The sequence below is a fragment of the Trichococcus sp. TS_SC_9 genome, assembly GCF_056156325.1.
Genome location: NZ_CM149591.1, coordinates 1,068,334 through 1,091,426 on the forward strand (window position 1 = coordinate 1,068,334; position 23,093 = coordinate 1,091,426).

At 46.4% G+C, this 23,093-nt stretch carries 20 protein-coding genes and 1 other annotated feature; all 20 genes read left to right on the plus strand.

From position 1 onward, the window contains the following. The first annotated feature begins 178 nt into the window (after window positions 1-178). The 20 genes from AC0J5I_RS04915 to rpoC all read left to right on the plus strand — a co-directional run bounded on the left by AC0J5I_RS04915 (window position 179) and on the right by rpoC (window position 23,037). On the plus strand, window positions 179-784 hold the full coding sequence (locus AC0J5I_RS04915) for a sigma-70 family RNA polymerase sigma factor (protein WP_475304369.1): 606 nt from the start codon (window positions 179-181) through the stop codon (window positions 782-784). A 138-nt stretch (window positions 785-922) separates the two neighbouring features. After that, a complete protein-coding gene (locus AC0J5I_RS04920; RefSeq protein WP_475304370.1) occupies window positions 923-1,510 on the plus strand; it encodes a Gx transporter family protein in 588 nt (195 codons plus the stop codon). 227 nt (window positions 1,511-1,737) lie between these two features. Next, window positions 1,738-3,615 carry an FAD-dependent oxidoreductase gene (locus AC0J5I_RS04925; protein WP_475304371.1) on the plus strand — a complete coding sequence of 626 codons (1,878 nt, stop codon included), beginning with the start codon at window positions 1,738-1,740 and terminating at the stop codon, window positions 3,613-3,615. Between the two features lie 71 nt (window positions 3,616-3,686). Then, window positions 3,687-4,109, plus strand: coding sequence for a NusG domain II-containing protein (locus tag AC0J5I_RS04930; protein WP_475304372.1), 423 nt, complete (start codon window positions 3,687-3,689; stop codon window positions 4,107-4,109). A 35-nt stretch (window positions 4,110-4,144) separates the two neighbouring features. Then, entirely contained in the window at window positions 4,145-5,128 is a 984-nt protein-coding gene (locus tag AC0J5I_RS04935; RefSeq protein ID WP_475304373.1) for a polyprenyl synthetase family protein, read from the plus strand. A 209-nt stretch (window positions 5,129-5,337) separates the two neighbouring features. Continuing rightward, window positions 5,338-5,877 carry an FMN-binding protein gene (locus AC0J5I_RS04940; RefSeq protein WP_475304374.1) on the plus strand — a complete coding sequence of 180 codons (540 nt, stop codon included), beginning with the start codon at window positions 5,338-5,340 and terminating at the stop codon, window positions 5,875-5,877. Window positions 5,878-5,991: 114 nt separating this feature from the next. Further along, window positions 5,992-7,059: an FAD:protein FMN transferase gene (locus AC0J5I_RS04945; protein ID WP_475304375.1), complete on the plus strand. Its 1,068-nt coding sequence runs from the start codon at window positions 5,992-5,994 to the stop codon at window positions 7,057-7,059. 11 nt (window positions 7,060-7,070) lie between these two features. Then, the gene (gene menA, locus AC0J5I_RS04950; RefSeq protein WP_475304376.1) at window positions 7,071-8,012 is read left to right on the plus strand and encodes a 1,4-dihydroxy-2-naphthoate polyprenyltransferase; all 942 of its coding nucleotides are present in this window, start codon (window positions 7,071-7,073) and stop codon (window positions 8,010-8,012) included. Continuing rightward, window positions 8,009-8,503: an N-acetyltransferase family protein gene (locus tag AC0J5I_RS04955; RefSeq protein WP_475304377.1), complete on the plus strand. Its 495-nt coding sequence runs from the start codon at window positions 8,009-8,011 to the stop codon at window positions 8,501-8,503. Before menA ends, AC0J5I_RS04955 begins: the two co-directional genes overlap by 4 nt. Window positions 8,504-8,774: 271 nt before the next feature. Further along, the gene (locus AC0J5I_RS04960) at window positions 8,775-10,949 is read left to right on the plus strand and encodes a PTS sugar transporter subunit IIABC (RefSeq protein WP_475304378.1); all 2,175 of its coding nucleotides are present in this window, start codon (window positions 8,775-8,777) and stop codon (window positions 10,947-10,949) included. 192 nt (window positions 10,950-11,141) lie between these two features. Further along, entirely contained in the window at window positions 11,142-11,294 is a 153-nt protein-coding gene (rpmG, locus tag AC0J5I_RS04965) for a 50S ribosomal protein L33 (protein ID WP_072763840.1), read from the plus strand. Between the two features lie 35 nt (window positions 11,295-11,329). Further along, window positions 11,330-11,500 carry a preprotein translocase subunit SecE gene (gene secE / locus AC0J5I_RS04970; protein ID WP_319995011.1) on the plus strand — a complete coding sequence of 57 codons (171 nt, stop codon included), beginning with the start codon at window positions 11,330-11,332 and terminating at the stop codon, window positions 11,498-11,500. 139 nt (window positions 11,501-11,639) lie between these two features. Then, window positions 11,640-12,188 carry a transcription termination/antitermination protein NusG gene (gene nusG / locus AC0J5I_RS04975; protein ID WP_475304379.1) on the plus strand — a complete coding sequence of 183 codons (549 nt, stop codon included), beginning with the start codon at window positions 11,640-11,642 and terminating at the stop codon, window positions 12,186-12,188. Window positions 12,189-12,315: 127 nt separating this feature from the next. Beyond that, window positions 12,316-12,741 carry a 50S ribosomal protein L11 gene (gene rplK, locus AC0J5I_RS04980; RefSeq protein ID WP_068562458.1) on the plus strand — a complete coding sequence of 142 codons (426 nt, stop codon included), beginning with the start codon at window positions 12,316-12,318 and terminating at the stop codon, window positions 12,739-12,741. A gap of 104 nt (window positions 12,742-12,845) precedes the next feature. Next, window positions 12,846-13,535 carry a 50S ribosomal protein L1 gene (rplA, locus tag AC0J5I_RS04985; protein ID WP_108032835.1) on the plus strand — a complete coding sequence of 230 codons (690 nt, stop codon included), beginning with the start codon at window positions 12,846-12,848 and terminating at the stop codon, window positions 13,533-13,535. 39 nt (window positions 13,536-13,574) lie between these two features. Continuing rightward, window positions 13,575-13,701 (plus strand) — a sequence feature (ribosomal protein L10 leader region). A gap of 37 nt (window positions 13,702-13,738) precedes the next feature. Next, the gene (gene rplJ, locus AC0J5I_RS04990) at window positions 13,739-14,239 is read left to right on the plus strand and encodes a 50S ribosomal protein L10 (protein WP_086628829.1); all 501 of its coding nucleotides are present in this window, start codon (window positions 13,739-13,741) and stop codon (window positions 14,237-14,239) included. 82 nt (window positions 14,240-14,321) lie between these two features. Beyond that, window positions 14,322-14,687 carry a 50S ribosomal protein L7/L12 gene (gene rplL / locus AC0J5I_RS04995; protein WP_086986651.1) on the plus strand — a complete coding sequence of 122 codons (366 nt, stop codon included), beginning with the start codon at window positions 14,322-14,324 and terminating at the stop codon, window positions 14,685-14,687. A gap of 135 nt (window positions 14,688-14,822) precedes the next feature. Then, window positions 14,823-15,431, plus strand: a complete 609-nt coding sequence (locus AC0J5I_RS05000) for a class I SAM-dependent methyltransferase (RefSeq protein ID WP_475304380.1) — start codon at window positions 14,823-14,825, stop codon at window positions 15,429-15,431. 314 nt (window positions 15,432-15,745) lie between these two features. Continuing rightward, window positions 15,746-19,273, plus strand: coding sequence for a DNA-directed RNA polymerase subunit beta (gene rpoB / locus AC0J5I_RS05005; protein WP_475304381.1), 3,528 nt, complete (start codon window positions 15,746-15,748; stop codon window positions 19,271-19,273). 119 nt (window positions 19,274-19,392) lie between these two features. Then, on the plus strand, window positions 19,393-23,037 hold the full coding sequence (gene rpoC / locus AC0J5I_RS05010) for a DNA-directed RNA polymerase subunit beta' (protein WP_475304382.1): 3,645 nt from the start codon (window positions 19,393-19,395) through the stop codon (window positions 23,035-23,037). Window positions 23,038-23,093: the final 56 nt, after the last annotated feature.

The window sequence follows — 23,093 nt, forward strand, 5'->3', positions numbered from 1 at the left end:
ACATACAGGAATTAATATGGATTTCAGTGCTAAAGTATAAGAATTAAATTTAGTGAATGAAAAAACAAACAAATGTTTGACAGCGCTTTCTTTGCGGGTATAATAGGTGTTAGGTAATATATTAAGCATTGCCGGAGATGCTTAATACATTGCCAAAATATATTTGGGGGGATTAAATATGAATGAAGAAATGGAACTATCCGAACACAGCCCGGAACAATTGGTGGCACTGATTCAACAAGGGCATCCTATTTACTTTGAAGAACTCTTCTATAGGTTTTTGCCTTTAGTCAAAAAGTTCAACAAAGCCTATTATTTACGTTTTTTGGAACAAGAGGACTTTTGGCAGGAAGCGCGCATGGTACTGCATAAGGCTGTTCAGTCTTATGTTCCCGAAAAAGGTCTAAAGTTTGCGAGTTTCTACAAATTGACCCTTAAGCACCACATTTTCAGTATGATTAGGAAAGAAAGTGCAGTAAAGAGAAAGATTGACAAAGGCGCGGTGTCGTTGGATGCAATCCTTGAGAATCAATACAGCAATCATACCGAATATTCATTTGAAGGTGTCGTTTCCATGCACTTTTCGCCTGAAGAAATCGTTATGGTGAAGGAAAGCGCATCGGGTTACTTTGAGATTCTTTCTGATTTCGAGCAAGCTGTGTTCATCCGTTTCATCAATGGCTCGGATTTCCAAACAATTGCTGACGAACTGGATTGTGAAGTGACTTCTATTAAGAACGCCTATGATCGTTGCCACCGAAAAATGAAACGTTTGTTAGATTGATATCCGAATAATGCTCCACCGGAAATTATTTCCGGCGGGGTGTTTTTTTCTTTTCCCAAAATACGTGTCCGAAGTTCATTTCTTTGGCTCAATTGTGCTACACTTTAAGTACGAATTTGAATAAGCAAGGACCTAACTATGAATAAAAATAAACGTTTGATCTATATTTCATTATTGGCCGCGCAGGGTGTGGTCATCACGATGCTGGAGCGGGCGATTCCGTTTCCGTTCGCGTTTGCGCCGGGTGCAAAGCTGGGTTTGGCGAACATCATTACATTATTGGCGATCTTTACGCTACCTTATAAGGACAGTCTTAAGGTCGTGTGGATGCGGTTGTTGATCTCGACGTTGTTGGGTGGGACGTTATCTACCTTCCTTTACAGTTTTGCGGGGGCTTTTTTGAGTTATGGCGGGATGCTTTTGGTCCGGCTTTTAGGTCCGAAGCGGGTCAGCATGATCGGGATCAGTGCTGCCGGCGGGATTCTACATAATGTCGGCCAATTGGCGATGGCGAGTCTGATCGCGCAATCGTTCAGTGTGATGCTCTACTTGCCGATCCTTTCCATTACCGGCATCTTCTCGGGGATCGCGGTCGGGGTGGCGGCGAATTACTTGCTGGAGCATGTCTCGACGATCCGGCAGTTCCAATTGGAGGAGTCCTCTAAAAGTAAATTGACGAAAGCGTGGTACGAGGCTTCACTGGTCTACCGGGAAGAGAAAAGATAGTGTTTTATTGTGGTAACCTCTTCAATGCGAAATGTTTTAAGCTGACGCGTGAGGAAGAAAACAAGGTGAAAAAGATGAAAAAATGCTCATACAGGAACTTTTTCATACTACTCCCAAGTTTTGCATGGACAATTATTCACAAATACACTATACTTATAAATGTGGTTATTTTAAATAAGTGAATATGCGCTGTGAGGCGCTGGACATAGAAAAAAGGAGACTGCCAAATGAGTAAAAAGAATATTGTGGTTGTGGGAGCAGGATTCGCCGGTGTGGCCGCCGCGAAGAAATTGTCCCGACATTTCAAGAAAAATCCGGATGTCTTGATCACCTTGATCGACAAACATTCCTATCAAACGTACATGACCGAGTTACATGAGGTGGCAGCGGGACGTGTGCAGCCCGATGCAATCCAATACGATCTGCAACGTCTATTCGGCCGTAACAGAAACGTGGATATCATTACGGATGAAGTGACCCATGTGGACCGTGAAGCGAAAGTGGTCACGACAAGCAGCCATAGCTTCAACTATGACTACCTGATCCTGGCAATGGGTGGCGAGCCGAATACGTTCAACGTCCCAGGTGTAGATGAGAATGGTTTCACGATGTGGTCATGGGAAGATGCGAACAAAATTCGCCGTCATATCCAGGATACAGTCGAAGCAGCTTCAAATGAACACAATGATGAAAAACGCAGAGCAATGTTGACTGCTGTAGTCAGCGGAGCTGGATTTACCGGTGTGGAACTTGTCGGCGACTTGATGGAATGGAAAGACCAACTGGCTAGAGCCAACAAATTGGATCCCGCTGAATTCAGCCTTTATCTGGTTGAAGCTGCACCGCAGATTCTGGGTGTCGTTACCGAAAAGGAACAACAAAAAGCTGAGAAATACATGCGCAAGCAAGGTATCCAAATCATCAAAGGCAATGGCGTCGCAAACGTCAAGAAGGACAGCGTTGAATTGTCTGATGGAACCGTCATTCCGACACATACACTGATCTGGACGGCAGGCGTAAAAGCGAACACAGACGCAGCTGCTTACGGTATCGAGCAAGCAAGAGCGGGCCGTTTGGTAGCCAATAAATACATGGAAGCGAAAGATTCCGATGGCGTCTATCTGGCAGGGGACTTGGTCTACTACGAAGAGCCTGACAAAAACAACGCACCAGTACCGCAAATCGTACAATCCGCAGAACAAACGGGTCACACAGCGGCAGCCAACATCATCGCTTCAATCGAAGGCACAGAGAAGCACGAACACAAAGGGACGTATCAAGGCTTCATGATTTCAATTGGTTCGCGTTACGGCGTTGCCTACTTGATGGATAAAATCCATTTGAGCGGCTTCATAGCAATGTTGGTGAAACACATGGTGAACTTGTTCTACTTCATGACGATTGGTTCAGGTTATTATTTCGTGCAATACATTTATCATGAATTCTTCCATATTAAAGAGAAACGCAACATCTTCCGTGGTCACTTGTCCCGTTTGGGTAATGTACTTTGGGCACTGCCATTGCGTGTTTTCTACGGCAGCATGTGGACGTGGGAAGCGCTCAAGAAAATCTTCGGCCTGTACGGCACGACTTCTTGGTTCGGTGATGAGATCGTCCTGCCTTTCGCTTGGTTGAAGGAAGCGACAACCGGGGCATCCGAAGCGGTAACAGACACGGCTGCTGCAGTCAGCCATCCGGTATTCGGTTTGAGCTATGCCTATGGTGAAGAGCCGATGATGGTCTTCAAAGAAGCGCCTGAGTGGTTCAACAGCATCATGCAGGTCATGATCCCGAATCCGGAAATGGCTTTGTTCTTCCAGAAATTCATGACAATCGTAGAGTTGCTGATCGGTTTGGCAATCATCGCGGGCTTGTTCACTTTCTTGGCGAATGCCGCAACAATCGCATTGGTGATCTCGTTCGCTTTATCTGGTATGTTCTACTGGGTGAACATGTGGTTCGTTCCTGTGGCCATCGCTTTGATGAACGGTTCAGGCAGAGCCTTCGGTTTGGACTACTATGTGATTCCGTGGATCCAGAAGAAACTTGACAACTGGTGGTATGGTAAGACAAAATCAATCTATAGACCGGGTGTCGGTCAATAATAACGATCTAACAGGGTTAAGGTGGGGAGACTTGCCTTAGCCCTTTTCTTTTCAGAAGAGAGGGACGGGAAATGAGAAAATACCTGAAAATGATCCGCAGAGGCGATCTGCTCATCATCCTTTTTTTGATGGCGGCTTCCTTCCTGCCGTTGGGGGTCTTCTCCTATCATCAAGCCAACGCGGAGAGTGCGGATAACATCGCAGTCATCAGTGTGGACGGTAAAGTGGTGAAGGAATTTGTCCTGAAGGATGACGGCAAAACGGAGACGTATGTCTATCAGGACGACCACGGTCATGAGAACGTGATTGTGCGGGAAGGATCCCAAATCCGGATTACTTCCGCCGATTGCGACGACCAATTGTGTGTGCGCATGGGCGCGAAGGATGGCATCGGGGAGACAATCATGTGTCTGCCGAACCGCGTGCTGGTTGAAATACGCGGAGCCCAAGGAACTACCGCTGACGATGAAGAGGCCCTCGACATCATCTCCTGACAAATACTTAAGGGCAGAACAAAAGGAGTTTCAGTATGAAAATTCATTCGATGTGGGACCAGTATCCGCTGTTGCGGGCGGAATTGGTCGCCACCAATGAGCTGTTGGAAGAAAACATAACACTCAAAAACCAAGTGGTCAGGGAAGCGATCCTGTCGCGGCTGCTTGCAGGCGGGAAAATGCTGCGGCCGGCCTACTGCTTGCTGTTTTCCTACTATTCCCCGCAACGGGATGCGGAACGGGCGCAGGCGATCGCGGCGGCGGTGGAGTTGTTGCATACGGCGACGTTGATGCACGATGACGTCATCGATGAAGCCGGCACCCGCCGAGGACAGGAGACGATGAACCGAGCATTCGGCAATCAGATTGCCGTCTATTCGGGGGATTACCTCTTCACGGTCTGCTTCCGCTTGCTGTCCGCTTATGCCGGCGATGCGGCTGTGCTGAAGATCGACACGAACGGGATGGAAAGCATCCTGATCGGCGAGCTGAACCAGATGGATATGCGCTACAATCCGAACATGCGCATGCGCGACTACTTGCGCCAGATCCAAGGCAAGACGGCCCAACTCTTCGCCTTGAGCTGCTATGCCGGCGCCTATGGATCGTCGGATGAGGATGAGAAGTTGGCCCAGCTGGCTTATCGGATCGGCCACAATATCGGCATGGCCTTCCAGGTCATGGATGATGTATTGGATTACACGCAAGACGATAAGACCTTGGGCAAACCGGCTCTGAGCGACTTCCGCAACGGCATCTACACGGCGCCTGTATTGTACGCGATGCAGGCCGACCGTAAAGAGTTCGCTGCCTATATCGCCAAGGGGGCGGATGTGACTGCTGCGGAGCTCGCGGAGATCCATGGTTTGGTGGAACGCTATGGTGGCAATCGCGCTGCGCAGGGCTTAGCCAAGAAGTACACAACCAAAGCGCTGAAGCTGATTAAAAAATTGCCGAACCATCCCGTAAAGGAAACGCTAACGAAATTAACTGAGCAATTGCTTTATCGCAATATGTAGCAAAGCTGCCCATCCGCGTTATGCGGATGGGCAGCTTTTCATTTTAAGATAAAACATTAGAAAATAATGGTTTTTTGTTAAATATATAGATTTTATTTGGCTAAAGATGTAACAAATGGTATGATAAGTAAGTGGAAAGATATAGGGGGCTTGTGATTGGTATCACATATCTGACCGCTATCATAAAAAAGAACAGGGTGGGATAGATTATGGAATTTAAGAAAACGTTATCTACGGCAACTCTTTTGCTGGCATCAACTTTCGTATTAGCGGCTTGCGGCGGTGCGGACACAGAAACTGAAACAGAATCATCAGCAGCTTCATCAGAAATTGTAGTTGAGTCTTCTTCTGAAGCTTCTTCAACAGCAGCTGAATTGCAAGACGGCACTTACACATTGGTTGAAAAGAACTTCGACACACGTGGCTGGAAAACTGAATTCTCGATCACTGTCGTGGACGGAAAAATCACTGCCTCAACATATGAGAACGTGAATGAAGCCGGCGAAAAGAAATCTGAAGATGCAGAATACCAAGCTAACATGACAGGTAAAGTTGGCATAGGTCCTGCTGAGTACTTCCCTCAATTGAACAGCCAATTGGTTGAAAAACAAGATCCTGACGCGGTGGAAGTCGTAACGGGCGCTACGAATTCTTCTGAAACATTCAAGAAATATGCACAACAGTTAGTTGATGCAGCGGTAGTCGGCGAAACAGCCGCAATCGAAGTCGACAACGTAGTCGAAGAATAAACCAAGTTTCTGCTTTTCTGGTGTATTCAGGAATAAAAAAGATTATCATAGACAGGTAGGGACAGCGTTCTTGTTCCTGCCTGTTTTTTTTAAATGTAGATATGGGGTGAACGGATGAAAAAATATAGGACTAAGGCCGGACTTTCGGGTGTAATGTTGCTGGCGCTCCTCTTCGGGGGCTGCGGCAATAGCGACAAATCGGAAGAAACGGCGATACGGAAAGAACCGTATGAGAAAACAGAATTTCTGATGGGGACCTATGTAACGGTGCGCATCTACGATGAAGGCAAAGAGGATGTCCTCCAGGCTGCCTTCGACCGTGTCGAGGACTTGGCCGACAAGATCACTGTAAATGAACCCGGATCGGAAATCGATGCAGTCAATGCCGCGGCAGGGATAAAAGCGGTACAACTGTCTAAGGATGTCTACCCATTGGTGGAGAGCGCTTGGGCGTACAGCGAAGCCTCCAATGGCGATTTTGAACTGTCAATCGGACCGATTACGGAACTGTGGCACATCGGTTTCGATGACGCCAGAAAGCCGGAACAGAGCGAAATTGATGCAGCACTGACTTTGGTCGATTATGAGCGTGTCGTGTTGGACGACAAAGAACAGACTGTCCAGTTGGCTGATGCGGGTATGCGGTTGGACTTGGGTGCCATCGCCAAGGGCTACATTACCGACGAAGTGAAGGAGCTGCTGGTGGAGGAAGGCGTGACGACCGCCATCATCGACCTCGGCGGTAACGTTTATGTGCTGGGCGGATCGCCGTTGCGTGAAGGGGAGTCCTGGAACGTAGGCATCCAGGATCCGTTGGCAGCGCGCGGGGAGACGATCGGCAAGACGAAGCAAAAAGACCGTTCAATCGTGACTTCAGGGATCTATGAACGTTACATCGAAGTGGACGGCGTCAGCTATCACCATTTGATGGATCCTGAAACGGGCTATCCGTTCGATAACGACATCGCTGGTGTTTCGATCCTGTCCGATAAATCGATCGATGGGGATGCCCTCTCGACGCTTGTCTTCGGTCTCGGGATGGAAGCGGGTCTGGCCTACGTCAACGAACGCGAGGATATCGAAGCCGTTTTTGTCACAAAGGACAAAAAAGTCTACGTTTCGAACGGCTTGGCGGATAATTTTGAACTGACGAACGACGATTACATTTGGGAAAATGAGTAGGAGTGAATGAGATGAATGTACCTGTATTTTTGGAATTTGTGGAAATCAAAACCAAGTTGGCCAGCCTGTTTCCGTTTGTGCTCGGAACCTTGTTTACCCTCTACCATTTCGGCAGCATCAATGCGCTGAACACTATTTTATTCTTCATAGCCATGGTCGTTTTTGACATGGCGACGACAGCCATCAACAACACGATGGACTATGTAAAAGCGAAGAATCTCGTTTACCGCGATGAGGAAAATATCCTCGGGAAAGCTTCGATTTCCGTCAAAAAAGCTGCGACGATAATCGTTTCGATGATTGCGTTCGCGGCGCTGCTCGGTCTGATTCTGACGGCGCGGACCAATCTGTTGCTGTTGGTGATCGGAGCGCTCTGTTTCGCAATCGGTATCCTGTATACGTTCGGTCCGTTTCCGATTTCCCGGATGCCTCTTGGAGAAGTTGCCTCGGGGTTGACGATGGGTTTCGGCATCTTTTTCATTGCTGTTTTCGTGAACGTACCGGCCGGAACGCTGGCGTCGCTCTTGTTGCAATGGCCGAACTTCACGCTAGTGGGGAACAGCGCGAATCTGCTGATCATCTTGCTGCAGTCAGCTCCGCTTGTGTTCAGCATCGCCAACATCATGCTGGCGAACAATATCTGCGACTATGAGACGGATATTTCCAATCACCGCTATACGTTGACTTTCTACATCGGTAAACCGGTTGCTGTACGCCTGTATGCTTGGTTGTATTACGGGGCATTCGCTGCAACGACAATTTCGGTGTTGTTCGGGATCTATCCGATTTGGATGCTGTTCATCTGGGCGATCTTCCCGATCATCCAGCGCAACATCAACCGCTTCAAAGCCAAACAGGATAAAGCGACAACCTTTAATCTGGCAATCAAAAATCTGATCCTCTATCACGGGTTGGAGATCATCCTGCTGATTGTGTCGCTTATCCTGAAATGATCACGATCAGACACGGAGCCCCTGCGGATGAGTTATTTCTGAAGGAAATGACTTATCAGGCGATCTATTCGCCCAAAGGCGGGGGCTTTTTGCCGCGGAAGGTATTGGAAGAGCCGGCAATCCAACGCTACTATGCGGACTTCGGCAAGGCAGGCGATCTGGCCTTTATAGCGCTGTCCGATGGTGAAGCGGTCGGGGCGGTGTGGGCCCGTTTTGCAACGACTGAGCAAAAAGGCTACGGTTTTGTCTGCACGGGTGTGCCGGAACTCATGCTTGCGGTGTTGCCGGCTTTCCGTGGGCGCGGCGTCGGGACGGCGCTTCTGGAACGGATGCTGACGCAGCTGCGGGCAACGGGCTTGGCAGCTGTTTCGCTGAGTGTGGCCCGTTCCAACCCGGCCCGCAGTCTCTATGAACGCTACGGATTCCGCGTGTTGAAAAAACAACGAAATTCTTGCACGATGTTGCTCGGAATTAACATGCCTATACAATGAAACGTTTTCAAAGTGGCGGTCATCGAAATGCTTTTAAAATTGTGTCCAAAATGTTACTTCTTACTTTTAATGAAAAGCCAGTTGCGTTATAATGGCTATGGATTCGGAGTGTTTTTTCTTTCGGAATCTTCATTTATTGATCAAGAAAGCGCTATATTCATCTCCTGCATTTTCCGTCCGCTTAAATAAAGAGAACGAGGTCAGTAGCAATTGGAGCGGGTCCGCTTGCTCCGTGCAGAAACTTTCCTTGTCGCTATTTGGAGGATTAAAAATGAAGGACAAACTTTTTGGTGTTTTACAGCGTGTTGGCCGTTCGTTTATGTTGCCAATCGCCATTTTACCAGTAGCCGGACTCTTTTTGGGTATCGGTGGGTCATTTACTAATGCTACGACACTAGAAACATATGGTTTAACGGAACTGATGGGTCAAGGGACATTCATTTATGATGTACTGAACGTAATGAACCAGGCTGGATCAGTTGTCTTTGGGAATTTGCCGTTGATCTTCGCTGTCGGCTGTGCCATCGGTATGGCGAAAGCTGAAAAAGCGACTGCATCTTTGGCGGCTGTCATCGCCTTCCTGATTATGCATTCATCCATCGGCGCTATGATCGTAGCTCGTGGTGGCGCAGATCAGTTCATCGAAGGATCAATCTCAAACGTATTGGGTATCGAGTCATTGCAAATGGGTGTTTTTGGAGGTATGATCGTCGGTTTGGGTGTTGCTGCACTTCATAATCGCTTTTATAAAATTCAATTACCAGCTGCTCTTTCATTCTTTGAAGGCACTCGTTTTGTTCCGATCATTTCATCGATCGTTTACTTGTTCGTAGGTATCCTGATGGTTTACATCTGGCCGCCAGTGCAAGAAGGCATCAATGCGATCGGTGCTTTGGTACAAGGTTCCGGTTATGCAGGAACATGGCTCTATGGTTTCATGGAGCGTGCGTTGATTCCTTTCGGTCTTCACCACGTATTCTACTTGCCTTTCTGGCAAACAGCAGTGGGTGGAACGATGGAAGTCGGCGGAAAAATGGTCGAAGGTGCACAAAACATCTTCTTCGCGCAATTAGCTGATCCTGACACAACTGTCTTCAGTGTTGCCGCTACACGTTTCATGTCAGGTAAATTCCCGTTGATGATCTTCGGACTGCCTGGTGCTGCTTTAGCGATGTACCGCACAGCTAAACCAGAAAAAAGAAAAGAAGCCGGCGGACTTTTGTTGTCGGCTGCATTGACTTCCATGCTGACAGGTATCACTGAGCCATTGGAATTCACATTCTTGTTTGTTGCTACACCGTTATATATCATTCACTCTGTTTTGGCCGGTGCTGCTTACATGCTGATGCATATGTTCAGCGTAGGTGTCGGCATGACTTTCTCGGGCGGATTCATCGATATGTTCTTGTACGGTATCCTGCAAGGGAATGCCAAAACGAACTGGATCTGGATCGTCATCATCGGTCTTGTTTACTTCGTAGTCTACTACTTCCTGTTCTCATTCTTGATCAAGAAGTTCAACTACAAGACTCCAGGTCGCGAAGATGATTCGACTGAAGTGAAGTTGTATACGCGTGCTGATATGAATGCGAAAGCGCAAGAAGGCGCTGTAGACCTTTCATCAGTCGTGAAAAATGAAACCGATGAAATGTCCGCTTCCATCATTTATGGTCTGGGTGGCGCAGCGAACATCGTGGACGTCGACAGCTGTGCGACACGTCTGCGTACAACTGTAGCAAACGGAGATTTGGTTGATGCAGAATTATTGAAGGGCACGGGAGCATCCGGCGTCATCCATAAAGGAAACGGCGTTCAAGTTGTTTACGGACCGAAAGTTTCTAACATCAAATCAAACCTGGAAGAATTCATCGACAGCGGCAGTGCCGCAAAACTGCCTTCCAAAGAAGAGTATTACGGTCTGAAGGCTGTTGAAAAAACAGAAGAAAAAGCAACAGTAACACCAGCAGCACCTGCTGCTGAAGTAAAAGCGACAGTTGCCAGTACTTTGCGTTCGCCTATCGCGGGTATCGCCATTCCATTGACGCAAGTGGATGACGCTGCCTTCGCTAGTGAAGCGTTGGGTAAAGGGATTGCAATCGAACCTGCAGTCGGTGAAGTTGTTTCGCCGATCAACGGTAAAGTCGTCATGGTTTTCGACACAAAGCATGCTATCGGTCTGGAATCGGACGAAGGTGTTGAGATTTTGATCCATATCGGATTGGATACAGTCAATCTGAAGGGTGAAGGTTTCACTACCTATGTTAAGGCTGGGGATTTTGTTGAAATCGGAGACAAATTGGTTGATTTCGATATCGACTTCATCAAAGCTTCCGGTTACAAGACAACTACTCCTATCGTAATCACAAACACTTTCAATTACAAAAACATTGAAGTTGTTGCAGAAGGTACTGTAGATCTTGGCGATGCAATCGTTACAGTTCAATAAGAAGTAAGATTCAACGCGGATAAGGGAATGCAGAAATGAATAGCGCAACAAAAAGGTTTCCGGTCTCAGATCCGGAGGCCTTTTTGTATTTTTGGGCGTATCCGCAAAAATAAAAAGGTTGACTATTCGGGGCAGGCGCTCTAATATTAGCTTGTATTGTGTACATAAACAGAGAGAAAATAGGTGAGCGACATGGCTATCAGAAAAGCCGCATTAGCCTGTACCGTATGTGGATCAAGGAACTACACCATCACACCTACTGAAAAAGGTCGTACAGAACGTTTGGAAGTCAAGAAATTTTGCCGGTACTGCGGAAAGCATACCTTGCACAAAGAAACGAAATAAAGACGAAACTGGCAACATATAGTAGGAGGATAAGCATGAAATTTCTGAAGAGCGTAACGGATGAAATGAAGCAAGTGACTTGGCCGACTGGTAAGGAATTAGCAAAATATACAAATACGGTAGTCGTTACAACCATTCTATTCGGAATATTTTTCGCCGCAGTAGATTTTGGGATCACAGAGGCAATGGATTTAATCTTAAATTAAAAGAAGATTTGTAGCCATACGGTCTTCGTGATGCTATAATGTTAACGCCGTACAGAAGGAACCTTTCAAAGACAGGAAGGTTTTTTTGTTTACAAAAAACGAAGTCAAATAAAAATCCACCAAGAAAGAAGATGCAGAAATGGAAACGATCGAAAACGAAAAACAATGGTATGTGTTGCACACTTATTCAGGTTATGAGAACAAAGTGAAACTGAACATCGAATCCCGTGCGCAAAGCATGAACATGGAAGACCACATCTTCCGCGTCGTCATCCCGGAAGAAGAGCAAGTGGAAGTGAAGGACGGCAAAGAGAAGGCGACTACGCAAAAAACCTTCCCTGGTTATGTATTGGTTGAGATGATCATGTCTGATGAAGCCTGGTTCGTTGTCCGTAATACACCGGGCGTTACCGGTTTCGTCGGATCGCATGGAGCAGGAAGCAAACCGTCCGCTTTATTGAATGAAGAAATCGAAGTCATTCTGAAGCGCATGGGCATGAGCACACGTATGCATGACGTGAAATTCGAAAAAGGCGAGCCGGTGACCATCACCGATGGCGCATTCAATGGCTTGTCAGGGTTCGTTGAAGAAGTGGATAGCGAAAAAGGCAAGTTGAAAGTCATGATCGAAATGTTCGGCCGCGAAACGATTGCCGAGCTCGATTACAATCAAGTAGATAAAGGCTAAAAAAACTATTGCATTTATTTGGGTGTACTGATATAATATATCGGTACGTTCAGGCGTATGGATTGAGTGGGAGGGGAAATCTTAACCCCATTAAACCACATCACGAACAATCAAGGAGGTATGTCTCGTGGCTAAAAAAGTTGTTAAATTAGTTAAGTTACAAATTCCTGCAGGTAAAGCATCTCCTGCTCCACCAGTAGGTCCAGCTTTGGGTCAAGCACAAGTAAACATCATGGGATTCTGTAAAGAATTCAATGCACGTACAGCTGACCAAGCAGGTATGATCATTCCCGTTGTCATTTCTGTATATGAAGATCGTTCATTCACCTTCATTACTAAAACTCCTCCAGCTCCAGTATTACTGAAAAAAGCTGCAGGTATCGAATCAGGTTCAGGCGAACCGAACAAGAAAAAAGTTGGTACTGTAACACGTGACCAAGTTAAAGAAATCGCTGAAACAAAAATGGTAGACTTAAATGCAGCAGACGTAGAAGCTGCTATGCGTATGGTCGAAGGTACTGCCCGTTCAATGGGTATTACAGTTCAAGACTAATTCAAAAGGCAGCTTCTCATGTGGCCTTCCGAACGCTCGTTAGACGTTTTTGGCCACACGTGGGAGGTTAATCCGTTAAAACCACAATCTAGGAGGAAAATTCAATGGCTAAAAAAAGTAAAAAATTCCAAGATGCTGCCAAAAAAGTGGATTCTACTAAATCATATTCAGTAGAAGAAGCAGTAGCATTAGCGAAAGAAGTCGATTTTGCAAAATTCGACGCAACTGTTGAGGTCGCTTACCGTTTAGGGATCGACACTCGTAAAAATGATCAACAAATCCGTGGAGCAGTCGTGCTTCCAAACGGAACTGGTAAAACACAACGCGTTTTAGTGTTCGCTAAAGGCGAAAAAGCTAAAGAAGCTGAAGCTGCTGGTGCAGACTACGTAGGCGACGCAGACATGGTTCAAAAAATCCAAGGCGGATGGTTTGATTTTGATGTTGTCGTTGCTACTCCTGACATGATGGGTGAAGTTGGACGTTTGGGTCGTGTATTGGGACCTAAAGGCTTGATGCCAAACCCTAAAACAGGTACTGTAACAATGGACGTAACGAAAGCTATTGACGAAATCAAAGCTGGTAAAGTTACATACCGTGCTGATAAAGCTGGTAACATCCACGTTCCTATCGGTAAAGTATCATTCGACGATGCTAAATTGTTGGAAAACTTCCGTACGATCAACGATGTAATCGTGAAAGCTAAACCAGCAACTGCTAAAGGCCAATACGTTAAAAATGTAAGTGTAACAACTACATTTGGACCTGGCGTTAAAGTGGACGCAAGCTCTTTATAAAAAAACCTTGACCTGAACGGCTATCTTTGGTATAGTCGTTGAGGTTAATATATGCTACCGAAGACAGCAGGGGGTGCGAGCCTTAATATACCTGCCGAGGAAGAATCCAATGAGATATTTATGGATCCTCTATGTCTAGGTGACATAGAGTTTTTTGTTTTTACAAGAAATTCTATCATAAAATCCAGGGGGTGAAATATAAGATGAGTGAAGCTGCTATTGCAAAAAAACAACTGTTGGTTGAAGAACTGACAACAAAAATCCAAGAATCCGCATCTGTAGTCGTTGTTGATTATTTAGGTCTTACTGTTGAACAGGTGACTGAATTAAGAAAACAATTGCGTGAAGCTGGCGTAGAAATGAAAGTTATCAAAAACTCTCTAATGGTACGTGCTGCTGTCGCTGCAGGTTTGGAAGGAATGGAAAGCATTTTCAAAGGACCTACTGCTGTTGCATTCAGTTCTGAAGATGTTGTTGCTCCAGCCAAAATCATGGCTGAATTCGCAAAAACTGCTGATAAACTAGAAATCAAAGGTGGTATCGTTGAAGGTAACGTTTCTTCTAAAGAAGAAATCGAAGCTTTGGCAAAACTACCAAACCGCGAAGGTATGCTTTCTATGTTACTTTCAGTATTACAAGCTCCAGTCCGCAATTTTGCGTTGGCTATTAAAGCTGTATCCGAGAAAGACGGCGAAGCTGCATAATCTGCAGTTCTGTTGAAAAATGAAACACACGCTTCCTTTCGGAGGCACAAAAAAACTTAAACCAAAAACGGAGGAACACAAAATGTCATTAAACATCGAAGCAATCATTGCTGACATCAAAGTAGCAACAGTTTTAGAATTAAACGACTTAGTAAAAGCTATCGAAGAAGAATTCGGCGTAACAGCTGCAGCTCCAGTAGCAGCAGCAGGTGCAGTAGCAGCAGCTGAAGAAGAGCAAACTGAATTCAACGTTGAATTAACTTCAACTGGCGATTCAAAAATCAAAGTAATCAAAGTTGTACGTGAAGCTACAGGCCTAGGCTTGAAAGAAGCTAAAGCTCTAGTTGACGGCGCTCCTGGCGTTATCAAAGAAGCTGTATCTAAAGAAGATGCTGAAGCATTGAAAGCTCAATTAGAAGAAGTTGGCGCTTCTGTAACAATTAAATAATCTTTTTTCAAAAGATTGTTTCTACAGAAACACAATTCTTGATTGTGTAAATAGACAAGCCAGGATAAGCAATTATCCTGGCTTTTCTTATATTTTCCGTGCAGTATCGGACTTCCGTCAGAAGGAGTTGGAAATATGTCAAATCATTACTACGCAAAGAACCCTGAAACCGAAAGCAAGGAAACTTCCTGGACGTTTCCTTTGAGGGGTCGTGAGTTCCGTTTCATCTCGGACAGCGGCGTTTTCTCCAAAAGAACGGTCGACTTTGGTTCGCACTTATTGATCGAAAGCTTCCGCTTGAATGAGGAAGTGGCCGGGGATATCCTGGATGTTGGCTGTGGTTACGGTCCGATGGGGCTTGCGCTTGCGCATGCTTATCCTGCCAGACTGGTGGAGATGGTGGACGTAAACGAGCGGGCTATGTCTTTGGCACGCAGAAATGCGGAAGCCAACAACATCCGCAATGTGAAAGTCTACGAATCGAATACCTACGATCAAGTACCTGAAGGAAGGCAATTCGCTGCAATCGTCAGCAATCCGCCGATCCGCGCCGGGAAACAGGTCGTCCATCGCATTTTGTCGGAAGCACACACGCACCTCTTACCGGGTGGCACGCTGACTGTGGTCATCCAAAAGAAGCAAGGCGCGCCGAGTGCTGAACAGAAAATGCTGGATGTCTTCGGGAATGTCGAAGTCATCGCACGCGACAAAGGATATTGGATCATCCAATCGGTCAAGGCTTAATGCGCGTCCCGGATCGCTCCGGATGCGGGCAGAAGGCTGTTGACAAATGAAAGCCATGTGTGTAGAATAGTAAGGTAATATAGACGCATAAGATAATTCAGAAAACGCGACTGAAATATTGTCCAGACGCGCTTTTCGAGGCAGAAAACAAAAGAAAGAGTAATTTTCTCAGAAATTGCAACCTTCTTTTGGTTTTTTTTTGCCAAAAAAACGTTGCGGAATGTATATGTAACAAAAACGTAACACTTGTTGCAGAAATGCAACATAAGAGTGTGTTGTCGCTAAAGGTCTAAATTTAAGTAGGGGTGAAGAAGTTGTTAGGGCATAATGAAAAATTCGGGAAACAACGTACCCGCAGAAGTTATTCGCGTATCAGTGAAGTGTTAGAGCTTCCTAACCTGATTGAGATTCAATCGGATTCTTATGAATGGTTCCTGGAAACTGGGATCAAAGAGATGTTCAAGGACATCACGCCGATCGAAGATCACACAGGGAACTTAGCATTGGAATTTGTCGATTATGAATTCCATGATCCAAAATACACTGTTTCAGAAGCACGTGCACATGATGCCAACTACTCGGCACCAATTTATGTAAAACTACGCTTGATCAACAAAGAAACAGGCGAAATCAAAGACCAGGAAGTTTTCTTCGGTGATTTCCCATTAATGACAGACATGGGTACCTTCATCATCAACGGAGCGGAACGTGTTATCGTCTCCCAATTGGTTCGTTCTCCAGGCGTTTATTTCCATAACAAGATGGACAAAAACGGAAAAGAAAGCTTCGGAAACACATTGATTCCTAACCGTGGCGCATGGTTGGAATATGAAACAGATGCGAAAGACATCTCTTACGTCCGTATCGACCGCACCAGAAAAATCCCGTTGACCGTATTGGTCCGCGCATTGGGCTTCGGTTCGGATGACCAGATTCTTGAAATCTTCGGCGACCACGAAAGCTTACGTTTGACTATGGAAAAAGACGTGCATAAAAACGCATCGGACTCCAGAACAGAAGAAGCGTTGAAAGACGTCTACGAGAGACTTCGTCCAGGCGAACCGAAAACGGCCGACAGCTCACGTAACTTGCTGAATGCCCGTTTCTTCGATCCAAGAAGATATGATATGGCTCCTGTTGGACGCTATAAAGTAAATAAAAAATTGAATGTCAAAACACGCTTGTACAACCAGATATTGGCTGAAACATTGGTCGATCCTGAAACAGGTGAAATCATCGCAGAAAAAGGGACTGAATTGGACCGTGGCATGATGGAACGCTTAACGCCTTATTTGGACAACGGCTTGAACCAAGTGACGTTGTATCCTTCTGATGATGGCGTTGTGACAGATCCGGTCGTTATGCAAGTAGTGAAAGTCTACTCTAAGAAAGACCCTGAGAAAGTCATCAACATCATCGGGAATTCCGAAATTGCTGACGATATCAAACATCTGACGACTGCCGACATCTTTGCTTCCATGAACTACTTCTTCAACCTTACTGAAGGATTGGGAACAACGGATGACATCGATCACTTGGGTAACAGACGTATCCGTTCAGTCGGAGAGTTGTTGCAGAACCAATTCCGTATCGGTTTGTCACGGATGGAGCGTGTCGTGCGCGAAAGAATGTCTATTCAGGATGTTTCTACCGTCACACCGCAACAGTTGATCAATATCCGTCCGGTAGTGGCTGCAATCAAAGAATTTTTTGGTTCATCCCAATTGTCACAGTTCATGGACCAAACGAATCCATTGGGCGAATTGACGCACAAACGTCGTCTTTCAGCCTTAGGACCCGGCGGTTTGACGAGAGACCGTGCCGGCTATGAAGTCCGAGACGTTCACTATTCCCACTATGGCCGTATGTGTCCGATCGAAACGCCTGAGGGCCCGAATATCGGACTGATCAACAGCTTGTCCAGTTATGCAAAAATCAACAAATATGGTTTCATCGAAACGCCATACCGTCGTGTCGACTGGAACACGCACAAAGTTACTAATATCATCGACTACTTGACCGCTGACGAAGAAGATAACTTCACCGTTGCGCAAGCCAACTCGGTCCTATTGGAAGACGGAAGCTTCGCCAACAATATCGTCATGGCCCGTTATATCCATGACAACTTGGAAGTTCCGATCGAACGCGTCGATTACATGGACGTTTCTCCGAAACAAGTAGTTGCTGTCGCTACAGCCTGCATCCCGTTCTTGGAAAACGATGACTCCAACCGTGCTTTGATGGGTGCCAACATGCAACGTCAAGCTGTTCCGTTGATCAACCCGCAAGCACCGTTTGTCGGTACCGGGATGGAATACAAAGCCGCTCATGACTCAGGTGCAGCCCTGTTGTGCCAGAATGATGGTGTGGTTGAATTCGTTGATGCCAAAGAAATCCGTGTCCGTCGTGACAATGGTGCTTTGGATAAATACGAAATCATCAAGTTCCAACGTTCCAACTCAGGAACTTGCTATAACCAACGTCCGATCGTAGCTTTGGGAGACCGTGTTGATGTCGGCGAGACATTAGCGGATGGCCCGTCTATGGAAAAGGGCGAAATGGCTCTTGGACAGAACGTGTTGGTTGCCTTCATGACTTGGGAAGGTTACAACTACGAAGATGCTGTTATCATGAACGAACGTCTTGTGCGTGATGATGTGTACACTTCGATCCATATCGAAGAATACGAATCAGAAGCACGTGATACGAAGCTTGGACCTGAAGAAATCACCCGCGAATTGCCTAACGTCGGCGAAGATGCTTTAAAAGATCTTGACGAGCGCGGCATCATCCGCATCGGTGCGGAAGTCAAAGACGGGGATATCCTAGTCGGTAAAGTCACTCCTAAAGGGATGACGGAACTGTCTGCGGAAGAGCGTCTGTTGCATGCCATCTTCGGTGAAAAAGCCCGCGAAGTGCGCGATACATCGCTACGTGTTCCTCACGGCGGCGGCGGTATCGTCCATGATGTGAAGATCTTTACCCGTGAAGCAGGGGATGAACTATCACCTGGCGTGAATCTGTTGGTGCGTGTCTACATCGTTCAAAAACGTAAGATCAACGAAGGGGATAAAATGGCCGGACGTCATGGTAACAAAGGGGTTGTATCCCGTATCATGCCTGAAGAAGATATGCCATACATGCCAGACGGCACTCCTGTTGACATCATGTTGAACCCTCTAGGGGTACCATCGCGTATGAACATCGGACAAGTATTGGAACTTCACCTAGGTATGGCTGCCCGTTCATTAGGCATCTACGTCGCATCTCCAGTATTCGATGGAGCGGATGAAGATGACGTTTGGGGTACGGTGGCTGAAGCCGGTATGGCGAACGATGCCAAAACGATCCTTTATGATGGCCGTACAGGTCAACCTTTCGATAACCGTGTGTCAGTCGGCGTCATGTACTATCTGAAACTTTCCCACATGGTTGATGATAAATTGCATGCTCGTTCAACTGGACCTTACTCTCTCGTTACGCAACAGCCGTTGGGTGGTAAAGCTCAGTTCGGTGGACAACGTTTCGGAGAAATGGAAGTTTGGGCACTGGAAGCTTATGGTGCTGCCTATACATTGCAAGAAATCTTGACATACAAATCAGATGATGTTGTCGGTCGTGTGAAAACATACGAAGCGATCGTCAAAGGCGAAACAATTCCTCGTCCAGGTGTACCTGAATCATTCCGCGTATTGGTGAAAGAATTGCAAGCACTCGGCCTGGATATGAAAGTGCTTGATGAAGCAGAAGAAGAAATCGAATTGCGCGACATGGATGAAGAAGACGATGTTGTGAATATGGAAAGATTAAATAAACAATCTGAAGCAATGAAGAGAGACTAATCCGTGTTCCCGGGCGCTGTTGAGGCGTTCGGGTGCATGTTTGATCAAAGCGCATTGCCTCACGAGAAACGCAGATAGAGCATTTTGGGCAGCTCAAAGAATAAAGGGAGGTTGGCCCCTTGATAGACGTTAATAAATTTGAAAGTATGCAAATCTCTTTGGCTTCTCCTGATAAGATCCGTAGCTGGTCTTACGGGGAAGTTAAAAAACCAGAAACAATCAACTACAGAACACTGAAACCTGAAAAAGAGGGTTTGTTCTGTGAGCGAATTTTTGGACCGCAAAAGGACTGGAAATGTTCATGTGGTAAATACAATGGTATCCGTTACAAAGGGATCGTTTGCGATCGCTGTGGCGTTGAAGTAACCCGCGCTAAGGTCCGTCGTGAAAGAATGGGCCATATTGAATTGGCTGCTCCTGTAACCCATGTATGGTACTTCAAAGGGATTCCTAGCCGTATGGGACTTGTATTGGATATGAGCCCGCGCGCGTTGGAAGAAATCATTTACTTCGCTTCATACGTTGTCATCGAACCAGGTGACACTGTGTTGGAATCGAAACAGTTGCTGACGGAAAGAGAATACCGTGACAAACGGGCGCAATTCGGAAACAGTTTCCATGCGGCCATGGGTGCGGAAGCTATCAAGCAATTGCTTGATCGCGTGGATGTCGACACTGAATGTGAACAATTAAAAGAAGACTTGAAATCCGCGACTGGACAAAAACGTACGCGTGCAATCCGTCGTTTGGACATCTTGGATGCTTTCCGTTCTTCAGGAAACAAACCTAGCTGGATGATCATGGATGTAATCCCGGTTATCCCTCCAGATTTGCGTCCGATGGTTCAATTGGAAGGCGGACGTTTCGCGACAAGTGACTTGAACGACCTTTACCGTCGTGTCATCAACCGTAACAACCGTCTGAAACGCTTGTTGGACTTGAATGCACCGAACATCATCGTTCAGAATGAAAAACGCATGCTGCAGGAAGCTGTCGATGCTTTGATCGATAACGGTCGTCGTGGCCGTCCTGTAACAGGACCAGGTAACCGTCCATTGAAATCACTTTCGCACATGTTGAAAGGGAAACAAGGACGTTTCCGTCAAAACTTGCTGGGTAAACGTGTCGACTACTCCGGACGTTCCGTAATCGTAGTTGGACCTTTCCTGAAAATGTATCAATGCGGATTGCCGAAAGAAATGGCGATCGAGTTGTTCAAACCTTTCTTGATGAAAGAATTGGTTGCCCGTGATATCGCAAGCAACATCAAAAATGCAAAACGCAAAATCGACCGTATGGACGATGATGTATGGGATGTATTGGAAGATGTCATCAGAGAACATCCAGTATTGCTTAACCGCGCACCGACGCTTCACCGTTTGGGTATCCAAGCGTTTGAACCGGTACTTGTCGAAGGTAAAGCGATCCGTCTTCACCCGTTGGTATGTGAAGCCTACAATGCCGATTTCGATGGTGACCAAATGGCCGTCCACGTACCGCTAGGTGAAGAAGCACAAGCAGAAGCGCGTCTATTGATGCTGGCTGCACAGAACATCTTGAATCCGAAAGATGGCAAACCAGTCGTAACACCATCCCAGGATATGGTCTTGGGTAACTATTACCTGACTCTGGAAGAAATAAATAAAGTCGGCGAAGGAATGATCTTCTCCAATGCGGAAGAAGCTGGTCTGGCATATGAAGGTGGCTTTGTCCATCTGCATACAAGAGTAGCGATCAGCACGCTTTCGTTGCCTAAGAAACCATGGACAGAATGGCAAAGAGGCCGTCTGTTGGTAACGACAGTCGGTAAGATCTTCTTCAACGAAATCATGCCTGATGAATTCCCGTACCTGAATGAACCTACACAATTCAACTTGGATGTTGCGACTCCGGATAAATATTTTGCCGAAGCCGGCGAAGATGTTCCGGCGTTCATCAAAAAACAAGAAATTGTCGGACCGTTCAAGAAGAAATACCTTGGTAACATCATTGCTGCCGTGTTCAAGAAGTTCCAAGTAACAGAAACTTCGAAGATGCTGGACAAAATGAAGGACCTGGGTTACAAAATCTCGACTCGTGCAGGTATCACTGTAGGGATCGCCGATATCTTGGTATTGGAATCCAAAGCAGAAATCCTGGAAAGAGCCCACAAAAAAGTCGATAACATCATGAAACAATTCCGTCGTGGTCTGATCACTGATGACGAAAGATACACCAGCGTCATCATGACCTGGAACATGGCGAAGGACGAAATCCAAGTCGAACTGATGAAGACATTGGGACAAGAAAATCCGATTTTCATGATGAGTGATTCCGGAGCCCGTGGTAACATATCCAACTTTACCCAGTTGGCGGGTATGCGTGGTTTGATGGCCGCTCCAAACGGTAAGATCATGGAATTGCCGATCACTTCGAACTTCCGTGAAGGACTAAGCGTTTTGGAAATGTTTATCTCTACCCATGGAGCTCGTAAAGGGATGACCGATACAGCCTTGAAGACAGCCGATTCAGGTTACCTGACACGTCGTTTGGTTGACGTGGCGCAAGATGTCATCATCCGTGAAGACGATTGCGGAACCGATCGTGGTCTGATAGTCCGTTCCATCCGAGAAGGCAATGAAGTCATTGAAGACTTGGAAGAGCGTCTGATTGGCCGTTATACTCAAAAAACAGTTGTCCATCCTGAAAACGGCAAAGTTCTTGCTGTACATAACCAATTGATCACAGAAGATATGGCGAAAGAAATCATTGATGCCGGTATCGAAGAAGTGACGATCCGTTCCGTGTTCACGTGCCACACAAGACACGGCGTCTGCAAACGTTGCTACGGCCGCAACTTGGCTACTGGTTCAAATGTTGAGGTCGGTGAAGCAGTCGGTACGATTGCTGCCCAATCCATCGGTGAACCAGGTACTCAATTGACCATGCGTACATTCCATACGGGTGGTGTTGCCGGAGACGATATCACACAAGGTTTGCCGCGTATCCAAGAAATCTTTGAAGCGCGTAATCCGAAAGGGCAAGCAATCATCACAGAAGTTACAGGGGAAGTTGTCTCCATCGATGAGAGTGCGTCCGATCGTTCCAAAGAAGTAACAGTCAAAGGTATCACGGATACAAGAACGTATACCATCCCTTATACTGCACGTACGAAAGTGGCTGAAGGCGACATCGTTCACCGTGGTGATCCATTGACTGAAGGATCCATCGAACCTAAGAGCTTGCTGCGCGTCCGTGATGTGCTGTCTGTTGAGACTTACTTGCTACGCGAAGTTCAGAAAGTATACCGTATGCAAGGGGTAGAAATCGGCGACAAGCATATCGAAGTTATGGTCCGTCAAATGTTGCGTAAAGTCCGCGTTATGGATCCGGGTTCAACAGATATCCTGCCAGGTACACTGATGGATATCTCAGATTTCGAAGACCGTAACCGTTCTGTCATCAACGCTGGGGAAGTTCCAGCAACAGCCCGTCCAGTCCTGTTGGGGATCACAAAAGCGTCATTGGAAACAAACAGCTTCTTGTCTGCTGCTTCCTTCCAAGAAACGACTCGTGTCCTGACGGATGCTGCGATCCGCGGCAAGAAAGATTCCTTATTGGGTCTTAAAGAGAATGTTATCATCGGTAAGATCATCCCTGCTGGTACAGGTATGGCCCGCTACCGTAAGATGGAGCCGAAAGCCGTCGAAGCCGAAAGTGAGAGCGTCTATAGCATCACTGATACAGCCGAAACGGGTTCAAACCTATCTGACTACAAAGCGTAAAACGATGAACGTCCCGGAAAAGCAATTTGCTTTTCCGGGACGTTCTTTTTGGTGTT